Source organism: Adhaeribacter aquaticus DSM 16391, from assembly GCF_000473365.1.
Lineage (GTDB): Bacteria > Bacteroidota > Bacteroidia > Cytophagales > Hymenobacteraceae > Adhaeribacter > Adhaeribacter aquaticus.
In genome coordinates this window covers 36,761-52,003 of record NZ_AXBK01000003.1, presented here as the reverse complement: position 1 = coordinate 52,003, position 15,243 = coordinate 36,761, and the positions used below count along the sequence as shown (strand labels likewise).

The following is a 15,243-nucleotide window of genomic DNA, read 5'->3' as shown; positions in this document are numbered from 1 at the left end:
ATTTCAGACAGATTTTTAAATAAGCATCTTCAGATAACGGACGGGTATATGCCAAGCCCGTAGCGAAGCAGGGTTTGGTTTATATTGTGTTATGCTTTCGTGGTTTTTTATTCACTGGCTTTTTCCCAACAGTCAATACATAAGGTTATTCCACTTTCACCAAGTCGCTTCATTTCCAGAGGTTGAAATTCCATCGAACATTGTTGGTCGTATTCATAAAGGTGCCAAAAAGAAATGTCATCTTTTTGGATACCAATCTTTTCTAAGCTGTCAAATTTAGGCTCAAGGATATCGAGGAAATTATTTATAAAATCAAAATATGGTTCTTCGTCATTAATATCTACTGAATAAGTCCATACGCCATAGCTATTATCGAATTTATTATTGCTTTTAAACTCCGTAGGTGCAATTCCTAATATCTGTGTTATAGTATTATAAGTATTTAAGGTGTCGTCCGTGGAAATACAAATTCTGTTATATACCATTCTTTCTTATTTAACATGAAGCATAACTAGCAGATAAACGGAGTGCCGTTCCGGTTATTGAGTCTTTGGGTGTAACAGCTTTGTCTTGTTTTAAATTTAAAATTAGCTTTACCACCTTTAATCCCCTTCATCTATTAGCCATCTGATTTAAAATTCTTTAAATTTAATTTGCATTAAAATAATGGAATTTCCTTTTAATTTAAATTTACTTGTGTTTACAGGTAGATTTTCATATTGCAAATGATGAATATTTATAATAAAGTAGTCACCATTATTTCCTATCACACTTCCTGAAACATTCAAAGAAGGTACAACGTGACTTTTCAATTTTGTATAATTTAAAGTCTTGCCAGTGCGCTTTGAATAAATGAATTTAAGAGACCATGGTTGATATCCTTCTTTATAGGAGCCGGCAATATAATTCTCATTCATAAACAGATGAGAAAAGCCATATACGGCACCCTGGTTAGACATAATTCCTAAAAACTCATTATAGTCTTCCATTGCTGGACCGTTTACCAGTTTTTCTGGAACCAAGTATTTTTCCGGCAGAATTAATTCATATACTGGTTTAGCGTCATTTGCAGAAACAGAATATATTTTATTATCCAATAAGGGAATATAAAAAAGAGAATCCCTAAATATGGCCGCATTAAAATTAACTCCATAAGCAACATTAGATATTGAATTTGGTATTTCTAAAAAGCTTTTTTTATAAGAAGGGTTATTATTTGAAAATACAGATAACCTCCCTTTATCTGCTTTAATTACTGTGATTCGTTCAAAAAAGTAATTGTTGTTAAATTTATAAAACATAGCCCCAGACTTCTCCGGAGAATTTATATTTTTTTCTTCTATAAATTTGCCTTGGAAATCATAAATAACAATTTTACTTATTGCACCGTCATATACCTCAACCTTCTTTTCAATCTTATCAAAAAACACATCTGTTATTTGGGTGAATTTACCCTGACCTTTGCCTTTAGCGGGAATTTTATTAAGCATTTTACCATCCTTTCCAAAAATGAGGACGGCATCAAGACTTTTATCTAAAATAAAAATAAGACTGTCTGCAAAGAATACACGGTCAATTTTTTTGATTTTTAACCCAAACGGAGGAGTTAGTGGGGTAAAAACCGTCTCCTCCGCCAGGTCTTCCAGAAATTTAGGCGTTGCTTCCTGGGGATTAATTTCAATCTTTTTTAAAAAGATTGTATCATTTTGGCTTGCAATATTATCACAAGAAAAAAATGAGCAAATAAGAAATAGGTATAACCCAGTTTTTCTCATGCAAAATGTATTAGATAATATTGGCCTTTTTATGATTTAAACATAACCTAATTACTAGCCTTTGTTGGGCCAGTAATAAGGCAGTATTTATTTTATGATAATTCGTTTCGTTAATGGTTTGCCCTTTTCCAGTTGAAGGATTAAAACATACATGCCAGAAGGCAATTCTGATACCTTAAAAGAAATTAAATTTTCATCGGCAGACAGTAAAGCGGACGACTGCAAAACTTTGACTAATTGCCCGTTTAAATTAGTTAAATATATTTTGGCAATTTGTTTTTCCTGCATGGTAACTTTTAAATTAAGCCACTCGCTGGTAGGATTAGGGTAAACAATAAGATTGGTCAGCTTAATATCAGAGGCGGATGCAGATTTAGGCGATTCCCCATTGAGAATTTTTGAATTAGGTTTATTAAGTTCTTTAATTCCAGGTACTTTTGTAACTCTGTAATATTGTTCTCTATTCATGCTTCTTTCATGAGACTTTAACATCTCAATTTCTTTTGGGGTACGCCTGTTTATTATGGCTAATGACTCTTTAGCAAGATTTGATGGCAATACCTCTAAGAACGCTGGGGTAGGCTCAAACCAAAGTAAAGCTTCATCTTTATCGGCATTATTAGTTTCTACCAAAATGGGGACAAGCTTGGAAAAATCAATAGTATGATCAAACTTCCTTTCGAAGTTCCTGAACTTACCTGTTTTAAAGGTACCCTGTATATTTGAAGCGAAAATGGGCGTTGGGATTCTTTTGTTAGCTAAGAGGTTTTCAATTTTTAAATAATATAAATACTTCTTATGAAAAGCCTCAGCCCTAAAATAGGTGGTATCTCTACCAGCTGCATTTTTAGTTGTGGATTTAAATCTACCTTGAATAGTATATTTAAACGACCCTCTGTTATGTCGATTTCCTTTAACAGTTACACTAGCAATACTGCCGGCACTTTCATCCATATAATAATGGAATTTCACTCCTTCTGCTCCTACACCAGCCCCAAGTTTATTTAAAGTTTGAGGGTCTACCGTTAAGTATGGTTTAGAACCATTATCCGGTGAATCTAATAGGCTTTCCGCATCATTTTTGGCTACCTGCTCATTTGAAAGAATAAAAGTAGAGCTATTAGAACTTCCCGGATTTTCTTCAGAAGAACTCTTTACTTGCCCTCTTTGTGCAATTGTGGAAGTAGTTGAACCAGTAGTTTCACCAGGGTTGGTATGTACTGATTCATTTTGTTCCGTGGGGTTTATATTAGATAGCTTAGATTCGTTTTTTGAGACAGGTAAATTCTCCAGGGCATACCAAAAAGAAGCCACCATCAGGGATGCAACACTGGTCCCAATTACGAATAATTTATGCATCGAAGAAAAAGATGCTTTAGAGGAGTGTACCTTGGAAGTTGGGCTGGCAACGGTTTGTATCAGCTCTTTTATTTCATCAATAGAAATTACTGATGGTTGGGATTTAGCAGTTTCGAAATAATGGGATAACAAATTTTGGTCGTTTTTCATAATTCTATTTTTTAGGAAACTGTTGTAAGTGGTAGATTTTGGGAAGGCATAGGCTGGTTGGAAATACCTCTTAAAGGAATTTTGGAATTATAAATATCTGTTTCGTGGTCTTTCAGGATTTGAGCCAGTTTAGTGCGGCCTCTGACCAAGCGGGATTTAACAGACGATAAACTAATCTGCTGGATTCCTTGAATTTCCTTCAGGGAGAAGCCGGAAATTTCAAATAAAATTATTGCCTCTTTATGATTTTCGGGTAGTTGGTTTAAAGCTTGATAGAGAATATTAATATCAGTAGCAGCTTCAGCGTTTAGGGTTTGGTCTTTGATTCTTTCGGATTTCTTTTCTTTAAATATCCCCCAGAATTTATTTTTTTTTGATTTATTTTTAATCAGGCGAGAAGCCACCCCGAATAAGAAGGAAAGAAAAGCATCGGTATTTCGCAGGCTATCGAATTTTTCGTAAGCAATTAGTATCGTTTCGCTCACTAAATCCTTAGCATCAACATTATTGCTGGTCTGGGCTTGGCAGTAGCGCTCAAAACGATCATGAACGGGCTGGTAAAGCTGTAAAAATACGGCCTGTTTATTAATTTCTGGTGAGGGTTCGGGCATGGCTCATAGATTGATATAATAGTAAGTGGCTTGAACCTGCCTAAAAGTTACATGGGATTATAAAATAATTTAAAAACTATTCTTTTAAATTTTAAAAATGATTCAAAATGTTAGATTAGATTTAATATCCTGACTAACGCTATTGTTGAAAGTAGTGAAAAACGGCGAAAATTCAATGATGTGGTCTCTGAAAAGGCAAAGAAAGGCCCTTAACTGATTTTTCAGTTTTTAAAATAAGCTAAAAAATTGCTCTAAGGGAATGCTTGTAGAATTCTATAAGTATCCTGAACGGGGTCTCCAGGGAGCCACCACTGAAATTATCATATCTTCCTAAGGAAGCATTGCATTCCTAGCCAGAATTACGCGCGAGCTGTAATGCATCAATTAAAATACGGCCTTAACATAGAGCATCAGTGAAAAATACGAATCCCCTTCGAAATAGGCTATCGTTAGCTACAGAAATTAATAGTTAATATGTGGAGAATTAAGCCCAACGTATGGTCCTAAAAAGCGCCCTGGTGGTTTTTAGGTGTGGTTGTGTGGTGTTATTTTTTTTCAATTAACTGATCGGAAAATATACTTATTTTGACCATTACTAGTCCCAAAAATTGGCATAAGGGTTAGAAAAATTACTCCCCCATTATGTTGGTAAAAAACTAAATCTCCCTCACTATTTTTAATCAATGAGCTAGAAGTGCTTTTTAATACCCATGCTAAAGGCGGTATACCAGTTGTCTGGCGTTTAGTTCTTATTCTAAATACCTTCTCTTTAAATTCTCCACGTAATACCGCAATATTTACTTCCTCTTTAAATATGCTTTTGATTTGAATGTTCTTATTGTCTATTTGCCTTAATTCAAGCTGTGCATATTTAATACTATCCTTAGCTATGTTTCGCAGGTTCAAAATACTAGCTAAAAATTCCCCGGCATCTTCTACTGGATAGAATTGGGTTGTCTTATTAGATTCAGGTTCAAAAATTAATTTTAAAGATTGTTCTTCCTGCACAGGTATTTGAATACTTGTACAACTAACAATAAATAAGAAAAGTAATGGAATAATTTTTCTCATAGTTATTTTATACCACCCAACTAATGGATAAACGGAACGAGTTCCGGTCTACAACCCAATATGGGCGGCTAAACGGAGTGTCGTTCCGGTTATTGAGCCTTTGGGTGGAGTGGTAGAAACCGGTTTTTGTATCTAGGTTTGCCACCATATACCCTTAAGCAGCTGGCTAATATACTGTATTTAATTATTTATCTAGTTGACTTGGTATTTTAGCGATTGTTCTATCCTGTTTAACATAAAAGAGCTTATGGGGTTCCTGTAGTATTCAGCCATTTTGTATCGGTAAGCCTTTGAAAGGGCCTTGGTAAGCTTTAATGGCTACTTTTGTATTTGCTAATTGAATTTTTATAATATTTTAACGCTTTAAATATTGCTCATTATCATATTCTTATATCCTTAGCGATACATTGCGTCCAGATACTATAGCAACCCCATGTACGACGGTACCCAATGGGAGCTGAAAGCTGAATCCAAAAATTTTAAGATTAATACCTATGGTTCAAATGCTTATCCGAAAGATTTTGATAAATTTCTACTGTTACTAAATAAAATTGTTCTTGAAACCGGAATTACTATATCTTGATTTAATTTTTAATAGGATGCTTTCCAATGCATAAGCCTTCTTTTAGACTAAATTAACTTTAAAGCTCAATAGTTAAAGGCTGTCATAACGAATTTCCAAAAAATGCTGGGAGTTTGCCTTCGCCTTATATATTAATATCAGTCCAAAGTATAAAGTCACTAAATCAGAATAAAATCTTTTTTCTAAGCAATTTAACTTGGAAAAATCGGGACCTGCTTATCTATAATGGCTAATTGCTCTTTAAACTGTTGAAGTTCGCTCTGTCCTGGGAATAGATAATAATAACGGTCCATGTCACCAGTAGCCAAAGGATTTTGAAGTGCTGAAGTTTCAAATGAAAGAGTTGCTAAAATGCGTTGGAGTAGCCAGTGCTCTTTTCTTTTAAGGGTTCCATTTTTCAGGTTAACCACACTGTTATACGGAAAAGAAAATTTCTGACAGAAGGCTTTAAGCTGCCCATGCCCCAATATTTTAAGCCTATACTGGACATATCTTAGCACATCGGAATAGGTTACCATTAATTCCGAATTCGGGAATTGCAAAGAGGTAAGAATTTTTTTAACAGGAGCCATGAAAGAAAACCATTTAAAGTAAGATTATACGGTTTTTACTTAATAAGTGAATAAAAAATTGATGCTCACTGACCTTCTGGTATAATGAAATTTTATAATATTGGGAAAGGAAGATTTTATTTCTATAGGCAATAACCGAAACGAACTCCGTTTTGCGTGTAGTTAGGTCTCATTTATATTAAGGAAAACTAGTTTACATTCAAAAATCCATTTTTAATAGCAGTTTTGCTAATGTTAGTAAATGGCGTTTTTGCCCAGGAAAGAAACTGGGAAGTAGCCTTAGGAATTGGACTTCCAGAATTTCTGCAAATAGGGCTAAATAGAGATATTGCAAAAAGAAATAGCCTGGGATTTAATTTCGGTTACATTCCTTTAGAATCATATACTTCTGTTCATTTCACCCTTGAACACAAACTAAATTTTCATTATTCTAGAAAATTTGCCACTCTTCCAACCTGGCATTTTGGTCAAAGGCTTACTTATATATATGAAGATAATGGCACCAAGATTTTTAAAACCTTATATTTAACGCCTAGCATCGGTAGACACTTAAATATCACCAATAGATTTGGTTTAAATACTGACTTCGGGGCCTCTATAAAACTTTGGGGAAGAAAGATCCCTGATGATACTTATGAAGATGAGAGCAACTTACGTTTTTTGTTTCTTCCAAGTGCTAGAATTCAGCTTGTTTATAAATTTTAGGTTGAAAAACGAGAACTAAAAATGCATATACAAAACACTTGCTCTGCGACGGGCTTTGCATATACTGAACGCTAAGAAGCATTTAAAGGCTTGTTAGCTGGAACCTGATAGCGGCTAGCATAAAATGACCGACAGCAAAAACATTAATCGAAAATAAACGAACAAATAACAATAACGTGACAGCAGAAATATTAATTTATACAACATTCAATGTATATACTGATGCACGAGGCGGATACACGGACAGCACAAATCCGGCCCTCATTCAAGTCATTTCGCTCTGCATTTTAACCGGTAATTGAAATAATATAAATAACATAGATGGGAACATTAGCTTTTGACCGAACCACAAAACGCCAAATAGAAAAGGTTTTAGAATATGCCAAACTAAATATCTACACCATAGATGATTTGCTGGATATGATAAATAAGCAGATGGCTGTACCAGGGGAGGACTCAGGACATTTGGTACTAGTGCCGGTTGGACGTTGGGTATGCTATTACCTGGTCGATCATCCCCATTATGGTCGATGCCATTATTTTTCATTTAAACCGGATGCATCAGGAAAGCTTCCTGAAAAGTCTGAGATGGAACACATATTAAAAGAATTTGGGATTGAGAGCGACCTATTCGAAAAGCATATCAAGATTGACGAGATGGATGAAGAAACCGAAATCATCATACCACTTGCTTAATTTATTTAAGGGTGATTATGTTTTAAGTAAAGCAGAATATAGTATAAAATATATTTATTAACTTTTACTCCATTTTAAACTCCTTATATGAAATTAAAAAAGCCAGGTTCTGTTAAAGCTGTTAAAAAGGAAAATCGTTCTGGCAGCAAAGGAAATATTTTATGGCAACACTATAAAGAATTGGGAGAGACCTCTCTTTTTTCTTTCAAAGCACTTTTGCATGTAAATGGAATTCCGTTAACTACATTTTATGCTGATACTTATTTAGATAAAAATTTGGGTAATATTCCTATTGGACGTGTTTATGTTTATAAATACTTCTTCCCGAAATTAGATATTGACACCTTCATTAAAGTAAAAAATCCCTTCATTAGCTAAAGTTAAATGCTAGCATTTGTACTGGTTGCTTTCCCCATGGTCGGCCTGATCCAGCAAATAGTTGCTAGCATTCTTGATTTAATCAAACCTGTTTATATTGGCCATACAGGTAAGCACTCATGTGTTGCCGGATATATTCTTCCATGCCTACATCATTTTTTCATTCACATAACGGGTAAAGGAAACAACCGCTTTACAGGCGGAAAACCCTTTGGCCTAAAAAATTGCCAGATATTCACACCCAGATGCGGAGGTTGTTTGATTCTTTTTTTAAATTGTTCATTTCTTAAGATTTATCCTTCCAAAAATAAATTAATAGAATGCAATATTCTAAAGGGAAAATTCCCAGCCCGAAATGGAAAATATCCCATCAGATAATTTATGAAAAAGCAGGACTATTGCATCATTAAAAAGAATCGAAAAAGCCATTAGGTAAACCAGTACCTTATTTTACCTAACCGCTTTTTTAATTGATGTTGCCGAAGAAACGCTTCCAACTAACCCGGGAAATGGGTTAGCTCTCCGCTTATTCTCCCACAACAAAAAATTGGCGACATAAAAAGGGAAAAAAGCTTAGGCCGGATCCAATGTTTGTAAATAAATGCAGTTTTAATGCACATTAAAATATATCTTTCGTATATTTAATTGAAGCATAAAATGTGACTATGGAATTATTCTTATTAAAAGGGACCAATCATGCAGGCGGGAAAACAGGAAAAACAATTCTGGCAGAATTCCCAGAGGAACTCCATGGGAAGTCGTTACAAACTTTTTAAAGAACATATAAACGAACCCTAAAGCAAAAATTTATGGAACCGATTATAAAAATTTTCCAGCCAATTTTGCTATTTTTTATTCATGTAGTGAAGATTATTTTGGTTTTAATAGTGCAATTAATTTATATTGTGGTTAAAACAGCCATATTAATCACCTTTTCTTTTTTCTTGACTTTTGTTTCCAGTTTGCTGATCGGTATCAGAAGGGTTTAAAAATTAAAATTTGATTAATTTTATGGCTATGAGCGAACAAGAAAATCCGAATAAGGAATCTTTTATGCAACAGAATTACTTCCTCAGTAGGATTGACAGAAGTATAGCAGATAACCTAAAATCCATTGAATCTAGTTTTTTTGATGATGCAGGGATAGTAAAGGATTTTATTGTATTTATCTCTAAAAGATTAAAATACGATCTGTTCGGATTTACTACCTTCACTTTAGGCCAGTTTTGCAAGGAAACAGGCCGCAATAAACAAACCCTTTGCGAAGTGCACCCTTTCTTTATAAATAATAAGAAAGCCTCACCCCCGGTTTACAATGGGCACACCTTTAAAACCGTGTTTGATTTTGCGCTGCTCAACATGATCCGCCATAACATTGTCTTTGATAAATCTTATACTTATAACAATAAGGGAGAAACCACCCACTTAACTAAATTTTCTATTCTTCAAGACATAAAGCTAAATCATGACCGTAATAACGGAAATGTAAAACTATATGAAATCCGGCTGGCCCCGGAAGTAATAGAAGGATTTCTACAGCGCTATTATATAATTGATACCAAAGGGTATAGCAAGATTGGCAAAGGCAGAGGGGGCGATGGTAGAAAGAGCCTGTACGTTCTCCTGGAAAAGACCCGGCATATTCTCCTTTCCAGGCTGATCCCATCTACCAAATTCACCGTTGACTACCTTGCTGGGATTGCGGGAATTGTAGTAGAAGAACCAAAGAACAGAAAAACATCCTTAAAAAGAGTATTGGAAGCGATGCGAACCGTAGGCGAACTTAATTTTACGTACCAGTTCGTTCGAGGGGATTTAGATAAACCATACCAGGAGGAATATTGGGTAGAGCTGACATTCCATGATTTAACAGCCGAAGTTATCGGAGATAATATTTTCTTCCTGAAACTGATGGAAGAACTAACATTTATATTTTCCGATAAATACAAACAAGTGGAAATAAAGGATGAAAAAGATCCTTTTCAGCGCTGGGTAACTAACAATAGCAAAGATATTAATTTAAAAATAGATGCTATTGCCAAGAGTTTCTTCAAAGCTTATAATAAAGAAATAACCAAGGACGAAGCTAGAACTATGTTACTCAACGGTAAGTTGTGGGATTTGATAGAAAAAAGGAAAGCATAATTAGCTTTTAAGACCATTCAAGTATTGCAGCCTTACTTTTTTTTACCGGCTTATAAAGATACCTCCGGTTAATTTTAAGATTCTAAAAAGGCTGCTTATAGGTAAAACCATTCAAGTATTGCAGCCAACCGTTCAAGTATTGCACCCTTTCATTCAACTATTGCAGCCTAACTGCTAGAACCATTCAACTATTGCAGCCCAACCATTCAACTATTGCAGCCAAGGGTACCTAACCGTTCAAGTATTGCAGCCACCCGTTCAAGTATTGCAGCCGAAATTACTAACCATTCAAGTATTGCAGCCGGGCCACTAAAAAAAAGTGCCTTTAAAGTGTGTTTAGAGTACCGGCATTCAAGTATTGCAGCCATATATATACTCTTTTTATAATCTATATTATACTAAAAAGAGATTACTGGAAGATATACTTACAAAAGACCAGTAAAAGTATAAAAATTAAGCATTTATCGGGAAAAGGGGATGCCATTGGACCTCAGGATATAAAAAATCTAGTTGTTTATATCTATAAAAAAATTGCCTAATGCCTAATAAGCTGATAAATAACTGATTATTAGCGCACTAAATCACCATAAATTTATTCTAAAAAACTAAGCGGCCAAAAGATAAATTTTAATTACTTTTTGTATAAAATACGTATAAAGTAAAGGGAAAAAAAATTAAAAAAAACCGGTAATTTTGTCAGGGATAATTTTCCTGTTTCAATTTAAGCTAGTAAAATTAAGTCGCTCTTTTTACTGCTTTTAAAATGTTCCTATTATGTGCCCGGTACCCATTACTGAAATTAATTTCGAGGATGATTTAAGATTCGTAAAAGCGAAAATTGGCCTAAAAGAAGGCGCAATTACCACTTTTGAAGAATTATTTAAAGTTGTTCCGAAAACCACAATTGCCCGGAAATTAAAGATTAATCCGCCAAATTTTAAAGCTAAAGTGGAGAATCTGGGCCTTTTCCGCATGTGGGAGTTACAGGCAATTGCCCGGATGTTAGATATTGATTTTCTTGAATTTGTAAATATAATTTACGCTAAACAAGTGCCTTCTGATAAAAACTAACAAAATGGAAACGGCAAAATCTATTTTACTGCATACCCAGGAAGAATTTATTGTTCACGTTACTAATCAAGAGCTGGAATCTAAATTTTTAGCCTCCCCTTATTTTGATGTTTCAAATCCTTTGCAATTGCAAAATTTAGTTACCTTTATTGAGGAAGTAATGCGGTGCCAGGTGCCGGAAAAAAGCTTGGCAGATTTAGAACAATTGCTCACCAAATCAAATAAAACGCAAAAAATAACAGCTTCATAATTCCAATTTATTAGGTAGGTTCCTGAAAATACTTAACAGGTTATACGGTTAAATTCCTATTATTCATAACTTTGTACTTAAAGTGTAAAGCTATTTCAGGAGTTTACCAAATGTCCTATAATATTATTTATGTTAAATAGATTATGCCTTTCATATTTTGACCTGGCCTATACCATTTTACATCCTAGGCCTGAATCATTATAAACTAACTTGAATGAGTTACCAAGTACTAGTAAGTTATTTTAAAATGTTTTTCAAGCCCAATTAGCTGAAGGTTAATATTTTTATAGGCGGCATTATTTTAAACTCTTCAATAATCTCAAGAACATCATTGCTGCCCTCTATCGCCTTCTGTTCAATGCGGCTTTTTTTAGCCGAAATGATGGAGATTTCTGAAAGCGCAAAAAATCCATTTAAAAGGCTTAATATAAATATGATGATTATTTCCATTTTTAATTTTTAAAGCCGGCAAATTACAGGATATGTGTTGACGTAAATCCCAAATTTCAGAAGGTGCTTTCACCTTGGCATTGTGTTATTATTTTGATTTTTACTTTTACTTATAAGTAGAATTAACCGTATATAGGCAAAGCAAATAATTTTTTATGAAGCCTCGACATCAAGGGAAAGCCCGGTTATTTAATAATCCTTTTCTGGAAAAACTTACTTATACTCCCATCGGAGTGCCCATAATTATCTTTGTTAGTATTGCAATTGGATTGGTGTATATTGGTTTTATTTATGGTTTTTTATCTGTATTATCAGCTATTGGGCTCTTTATTTTAGGTTGGTTTTTATTTACCCTGGTAGAATATGTGGCGCACCGATTCGTATTTCATATGAATACGGATACAGAATTAAAAAAGAAAGTGCAATATACGTTTCATGGCAACCATCATGATTACCCGAAAGATAAAAAACGATTAGCAATGCCCCCGCTGGTAAGTTTGTTAATAGCCTCAGGGTTCTTTTTTGTTTTCCGTTTCGTTTTTAGCCACTTGGTTTTCGGGCTTTTATCCGGCTTTCTGTTTGGCTATGCCATGTACCTGTTGGTACATTATGCGGTACATGCTTATGCTCCACCCAAAAATTTTCTTAAAATCCTCTGGATTCACCACAGCATCCATCATTATAATACCCCGGAAGTGGCTTTTGGGGTATCTTCCCCGCTTTGGGACTGGATTTTTAATACGATGCCCGGAACCAGCAATAAATGGGCTAAGCTAAATAAATAGGTCTTAGACTTTTCTCAATAAAACTATGATCGAATCCTGTTATGACTTTGTAATTAATACTTTGAGAAAAGAACTGCAACCAGAGAACCTACTTTGCCGGACGTAGCAGTATTTTCACTAATTTTGAGGACCGGACACCTTTGTTCAACTACCATTTCCTGGTTCCTACCCCGATGGGGTACTGGCATTATATGACCAGGGAAAAGTATTTTTTGATTATAATATTCCTTCCGGTTTTCTTGACTATTGGCATAAAGGTAAAAGCGGAGGCGTTTGGTTTAAATTTTTTAAGGATACTCTTATAAGTGCCACTTTCGGGATTGGCGATGAAGAAAAGCTGGCCAATATGAATTTTGGATTCTTGTTTTAATTACTGCTTTTTTCTTTTAGAATGGTTGAGCTATTGCTTATATTTTTATTGGTCTGGTCTGGTTTATTAGGAATTGTTTTCTTACTCCATTATGAATTAATTTATAAAAGGCAGCAAGAGAAACGTATATTTTTAGGGAAACGAAGCAGTACATTTAAGTATGACATGATCTATACCGTTTATATCGTACTTACCGTATTACTTGCCCTAATTCTTGTATTTTATATACGGTAATTATAAAAATGGCAATTCCGGAAACAAATTGAAACTACTTTCTCTGGCATCACTAGCCTGTTCCCAAAAAAAATCCATGCCGTTACCCCTAAAGGTTTCATCCTTAAAATTATACTCTTTATTTTCGCTTATACCCTAAACCAAATTATCTCTTAGCTCGCAACTTGAGTTAATTAATCCTGATTTAGATTGTTTCTCAAGCAGTTTTACAAAAGGGAAAAAAAACCTCTTCAATACTCCTTGCAAAGATAGGATGTTAAATAGAATTTTACCAACTCCTCTCTATTAGGTTTAATACCACATCTTTCCAGTAAAAATCTTTGTATACTATAACATGTTACTTATAACAAACCCCTGATTCCCTTTCAGTTTACTTTCCTTTAAAATTCTTGTTAATTTACAATTATTTGATTATCGATGATTTAACAATTTTAATTTATATTCTCTTTAGTATTTATTAATTACAGGATAGATATTTGTAGCATCAAAATTTAATTTATTATTTAAAATGAAACAGCTACTCAGAATTACCGCTTGAAAGTGTAGTAATAATAAAGGAACCATTTACTATAACTCTTTCGTTATATCCATTCTGATGATTTGGAGGGTATATGTCTGATGATTAGGATAATATATGGTAAATAAAATACAGGATAACATTATACCTACTTTCAAAGTCGCTCTTTTGATTATTATTATTAGTATAGCGAAATGGAGTACAAGTGATAAAGCTTGGTCAGTGAACAATGCTCAGATAATTAATACTGAAGGTTTAAGAAAAGAGGTAAAAGATAAGTCTCACATAACCCAAAAAGGGGATATAAACAATATGACAGTAATTAGGCTATATAACCAATAGCTTTAACTGTTTTCTGTTTGAAAAGCACTCTACTAAATGGGTGCTTTTTGTTTTTACTGGGAACCATTTACGTATTTCTCCTATTTGATAGGATTTATAAAGTAGTTAATGTTGCAAACTAATCCAAGGTTGAATTATTAAAGGAAGTCAAAATAAATTCATGCTGGCAGAGATTGAAAACAGATTAAAGCTAGAGCATATCTATTGTTTTACTTTGGAAGAATGTGAAGATCAGATTATGCTCTTACATTACCTATAAAGAAGAGCCGATATGGTTGCCTATCAGGAAGAGCTTCAGGACTACCTAACGAAGATAGAGCCACAGGTTATGAAATTAACCACCCTGCAACACTCTTAAAATAATTCAGGTAGATTATATCTAATGTTAGATTTCTTTCAGGGGTCTGATTAAAAGCCGGAATCACTCCCTTAGGTAAGGCCTTTTAAGGCAACCAGGCTTTAATCCTAATAAGAAGGTCTATAGGGAATAAAATTATTTGTAATTTATAATTACCTAAGCACGCTTTCTTTTAAAAGTGCATACCTTTCATTGCAGAAATTCTCCTGATAAAATTGTGCAACGGTTTTGGTCGATGCTTTTAAGATAGCGGCTTCCAGCGTATCAGGTGCAGCGTTTTTTAATATTTCTAAGAACTTTGCGGCCTTTTTATATTCATCAATTGATATCATACTTCAAGAATTGGTAGCTATTATTTAGGCCCCTATTTATTTAATATAAATTAAAATTACTTATTTAAAATTAATGAGAGTAGAATAAAAGGGCAGTTCCTTTTTCTTATTTTCATACAGATTTACCTGGTCAGGCTGGAGCATCTTTTTAAACCGGTTATCCATTTCCAAGGTTAGTTGCTCTACTATTTTAAGCTTTAACTCTTCTGTGGCTTCTTGCATTTTCTGAAGTTCATGAAGCTTAATTAATTTCTCCCTGTTTAAATTTTGAAGGTATTTATAGGTGAGAGAATCTAAGTTCAGATCAGTGGCCATATGTGTAGTTAGAACCTGTGCTTGTTGCTCAATCATATCAGGCAAATCCTTGGCTTGGATAGGGAAAGAAATAAGGAGGCAAAGAAGGGGAAGCAATAACTTATTCAAAATCATAACATTAAATATATTAGAAACATTATATGACCTATTAATTTAATTATACGATAAAAACCT

16 protein-coding genes and 1 pseudogene are annotated in these 15,243 nt (G+C 34.1%); 8 read left to right on the top strand and 9 right to left on the bottom strand.

The window, feature by feature from the left end; translation table 11 throughout:
* Nucleotides 1-107: 107 nt before the first annotated feature.
* The 6 genes from ADHAQ_RS0101515 to ADHAQ_RS0101485 all read right to left on the bottom strand — a co-directional run bounded on the left by ADHAQ_RS0101515 (nucleotide 108) and on the right by ADHAQ_RS0101485 (nucleotide 6,121).
* Complete coding sequence (locus ADHAQ_RS0101515; RefSeq protein WP_026461430.1) at nucleotides 108-485, bottom strand: hypothetical protein; 378 nt, start codon at nucleotides 483-485, stop codon at nucleotides 108-110.
* Between the two features lie 147 nt (nucleotides 486-632).
* A complete protein-coding gene (locus tag ADHAQ_RS0101510) occupies nucleotides 633-1,775 on the bottom strand; it encodes a 6-bladed beta-propeller (protein WP_026461429.1) in 1,143 nt (380 codons plus the stop codon).
* Nucleotides 1,776-1,862: 87 nt separating this feature from the next.
* The gene (locus ADHAQ_RS0101505; RefSeq protein ID WP_026461428.1) at nucleotides 1,863-3,284 is read right to left on the bottom strand and encodes a T9SS type A sorting domain-containing protein; all 1,422 of its coding nucleotides are present in this window, start codon (nucleotides 3,282-3,284) and stop codon (nucleotides 1,863-1,865) included.
* Between the two features lie 11 nt (nucleotides 3,285-3,295).
* Nucleotides 3,296-3,895: an RNA polymerase sigma factor gene (locus ADHAQ_RS0101500; RefSeq protein WP_026461427.1), complete on the bottom strand. Its 600-nt coding sequence runs from the start codon at nucleotides 3,893-3,895 to the stop codon at nucleotides 3,296-3,298.
* A gap of 555 nt (nucleotides 3,896-4,450) precedes the next feature.
* Nucleotides 4,451-4,966, bottom strand: a complete 516-nt coding sequence (locus ADHAQ_RS0101495) for a hypothetical protein (RefSeq protein WP_026461426.1) — start codon at nucleotides 4,964-4,966, stop codon at nucleotides 4,451-4,453.
* A 774-nt stretch (nucleotides 4,967-5,740) separates the two neighbouring features.
* On the bottom strand, nucleotides 5,741-6,121 hold the full coding sequence (locus tag ADHAQ_RS0101485; RefSeq protein WP_026461425.1) for a hypothetical protein: 381 nt from the start codon (nucleotides 6,119-6,121) through the stop codon (nucleotides 5,741-5,743).
* Between the two features lie 231 nt (nucleotides 6,122-6,352).
* Between ADHAQ_RS0101485 and ADHAQ_RS0101480 the strand changes: the two genes are divergently transcribed.
* The 6 genes from ADHAQ_RS0101480 (at nucleotide 6,353) to ADHAQ_RS0101435 (ending at nucleotide 11,366) form a co-directional block, all read left to right on the top strand.
* Entirely contained in the window at nucleotides 6,353-6,826 is a 474-nt protein-coding gene (locus ADHAQ_RS0101480; RefSeq protein ID WP_026461424.1) for a hypothetical protein, read from the top strand.
* Between the two features lie 321 nt (nucleotides 6,827-7,147).
* Entirely contained in the window at nucleotides 7,148-7,522 is a 375-nt protein-coding gene (locus ADHAQ_RS0101475) for a hypothetical protein (RefSeq protein ID WP_026461423.1), read from the top strand.
* Between the two features lie 87 nt (nucleotides 7,523-7,609).
* Nucleotides 7,610-7,900, top strand: coding sequence for a hypothetical protein (locus tag ADHAQ_RS0101470; protein WP_026461422.1), 291 nt, complete (start codon nucleotides 7,610-7,612; stop codon nucleotides 7,898-7,900).
* Nucleotides 7,901-8,917: 1,017 nt separating this feature from the next.
* Nucleotides 8,918-10,045 (top strand): hypothetical protein, encoded by a 1,128-nt coding sequence (locus ADHAQ_RS0101450; RefSeq protein ID WP_026461419.1) that lies wholly within the window; start codon nucleotides 8,918-8,920, stop codon nucleotides 10,043-10,045.
* Nucleotides 10,046-10,819: 774 nt separating this feature from the next.
* Nucleotides 10,820-11,116: a hypothetical protein gene (locus ADHAQ_RS0101440; protein ID WP_026461418.1), complete on the top strand. Its 297-nt coding sequence runs from the start codon at nucleotides 10,820-10,822 to the stop codon at nucleotides 11,114-11,116.
* A 4-nt stretch (nucleotides 11,117-11,120) separates the two neighbouring features.
* Nucleotides 11,121-11,366, top strand: coding sequence for a hypothetical protein (locus ADHAQ_RS0101435; protein WP_026461417.1), 246 nt, complete (start codon nucleotides 11,121-11,123; stop codon nucleotides 11,364-11,366).
* 264 nt (nucleotides 11,367-11,630) lie between these two features.
* Here the strand turns inward: ADHAQ_RS0101435 and ADHAQ_RS0101430 are convergent, their stop codons facing one another.
* Nucleotides 11,631-11,816 carry a CNNM domain-containing protein gene (locus ADHAQ_RS0101430; RefSeq protein ID WP_026461416.1) on the bottom strand — a complete coding sequence of 62 codons (186 nt, stop codon included), beginning with the start codon at nucleotides 11,814-11,816 and terminating at the stop codon, nucleotides 11,631-11,633.
* A 155-nt stretch (nucleotides 11,817-11,971) separates the two neighbouring features.
* Between ADHAQ_RS0101430 and ADHAQ_RS0101425 the strand changes: the two genes are divergently transcribed.
* Together ADHAQ_RS0101425 and ADHAQ_RS29015 are read left to right on the top strand one after the other, a co-directional pair.
* On the top strand, nucleotides 11,972-12,601 hold the full coding sequence (locus ADHAQ_RS0101425; RefSeq protein ID WP_026461415.1) for a sterol desaturase family protein: 630 nt from the start codon (nucleotides 11,972-11,974) through the stop codon (nucleotides 12,599-12,601).
* Nucleotides 12,602-13,220: 619 nt separating this feature from the next.
* Nucleotides 13,221-13,361 (top strand): annotated as a pseudogene (locus ADHAQ_RS29015) (IS982 family transposase); the annotation flags it as partial.
* 1,213 nt (nucleotides 13,362-14,574) lie between these two features.
* Here the strand turns inward: ADHAQ_RS29015 and ADHAQ_RS0101415 are convergent.
* On the bottom strand, nucleotides 14,575-14,754 hold the full coding sequence (locus tag ADHAQ_RS0101415) for a hypothetical protein (RefSeq protein WP_026461413.1): 180 nt from the start codon (nucleotides 14,752-14,754) through the stop codon (nucleotides 14,575-14,577).
* A 60-nt stretch (nucleotides 14,755-14,814) separates the two neighbouring features.
* A complete protein-coding gene (locus ADHAQ_RS0101410; protein WP_026461412.1) occupies nucleotides 14,815-15,183 on the bottom strand; it encodes a hypothetical protein in 369 nt (122 codons plus the stop codon).
* Nucleotides 15,184-15,243: the final 60 nt, after the last annotated feature.

Excerpts from the sequence above, each read along its gene's own strand:
- ADHAQ_RS0101435 (WP_026461417.1), top strand. The coding sequence starts at position 11,121 with ATGGAAACGGCAAAATCTATTTTACTGCATACCCAGGAAGAATTTATT.
- ADHAQ_RS0101515 (WP_026461430.1), bottom strand. The coding sequence starts at position 485 with ATGGTATATAACAGAATTTGTATTTCCACGGACGACACCTTAAATACT.
- ADHAQ_RS0101415 (WP_026461413.1), bottom strand. The coding sequence starts at position 14,754 with ATGATATCAATTGATGAATATAAAAAGGCCGCAAAGTTCTTAGAAATA.
- ADHAQ_RS0101430 (WP_026461416.1), bottom strand. The coding sequence starts at position 11,816 with ATGGAAATAATCATCATATTTATATTAAGCCTTTTAAATGGATTTTTT.
- ADHAQ_RS0101440 (WP_026461418.1), top strand. The coding sequence starts at position 10,820 with ATGTGCCCGGTACCCATTACTGAAATTAATTTCGAGGATGATTTAAGA.
- ADHAQ_RS0101500 (WP_026461427.1), bottom strand. The coding sequence starts at position 3,895 with ATGCCCGAACCCTCACCAGAAATTAATAAACAGGCCGTATTTTTACAG.
- ADHAQ_RS0101410 (WP_026461412.1), bottom strand. The coding sequence starts at position 15,183 with ATGATTTTGAATAAGTTATTGCTTCCCCTTCTTTGCCTCCTTATTTCT.
- ADHAQ_RS0101495 (WP_026461426.1), bottom strand. The coding sequence starts at position 4,966 with ATGAGAAAAATTATTCCATTACTTTTCTTATTTATTGTTAGTTGTACA.
- ADHAQ_RS0101485 (WP_026461425.1), bottom strand. The coding sequence starts at position 6,121 with ATGGCTCCTGTTAAAAAAATTCTTACCTCTTTGCAATTCCCGAATTCG.
- ADHAQ_RS0101470 (WP_026461422.1), top strand. The coding sequence starts at position 7,610 with ATGAAATTAAAAAAGCCAGGTTCTGTTAAAGCTGTTAAAAAGGAAAAT.
- ADHAQ_RS0101505 (WP_026461428.1), bottom strand. The coding sequence starts at position 3,284 with ATGAAAAACGACCAAAATTTGTTATCCCATTATTTCGAAACTGCTAAA.
- ADHAQ_RS0101450 (WP_026461419.1), top strand. The coding sequence starts at position 8,918 with ATGAGCGAACAAGAAAATCCGAATAAGGAATCTTTTATGCAACAGAAT.
- ADHAQ_RS0101480 (WP_026461424.1), top strand. The coding sequence starts at position 6,353 with ATGTTAGTAAATGGCGTTTTTGCCCAGGAAAGAAACTGGGAAGTAGCC.
- ADHAQ_RS0101475 (WP_026461423.1), top strand. The coding sequence starts at position 7,148 with ATGGGAACATTAGCTTTTGACCGAACCACAAAACGCCAAATAGAAAAG.
- ADHAQ_RS0101425 (WP_026461415.1), top strand. The coding sequence starts at position 11,972 with ATGAAGCCTCGACATCAAGGGAAAGCCCGGTTATTTAATAATCCTTTT.
- ADHAQ_RS0101510 (WP_026461429.1), bottom strand. The coding sequence starts at position 1,775 with ATGAGAAAAACTGGGTTATACCTATTTCTTATTTGCTCATTTTTTTCT.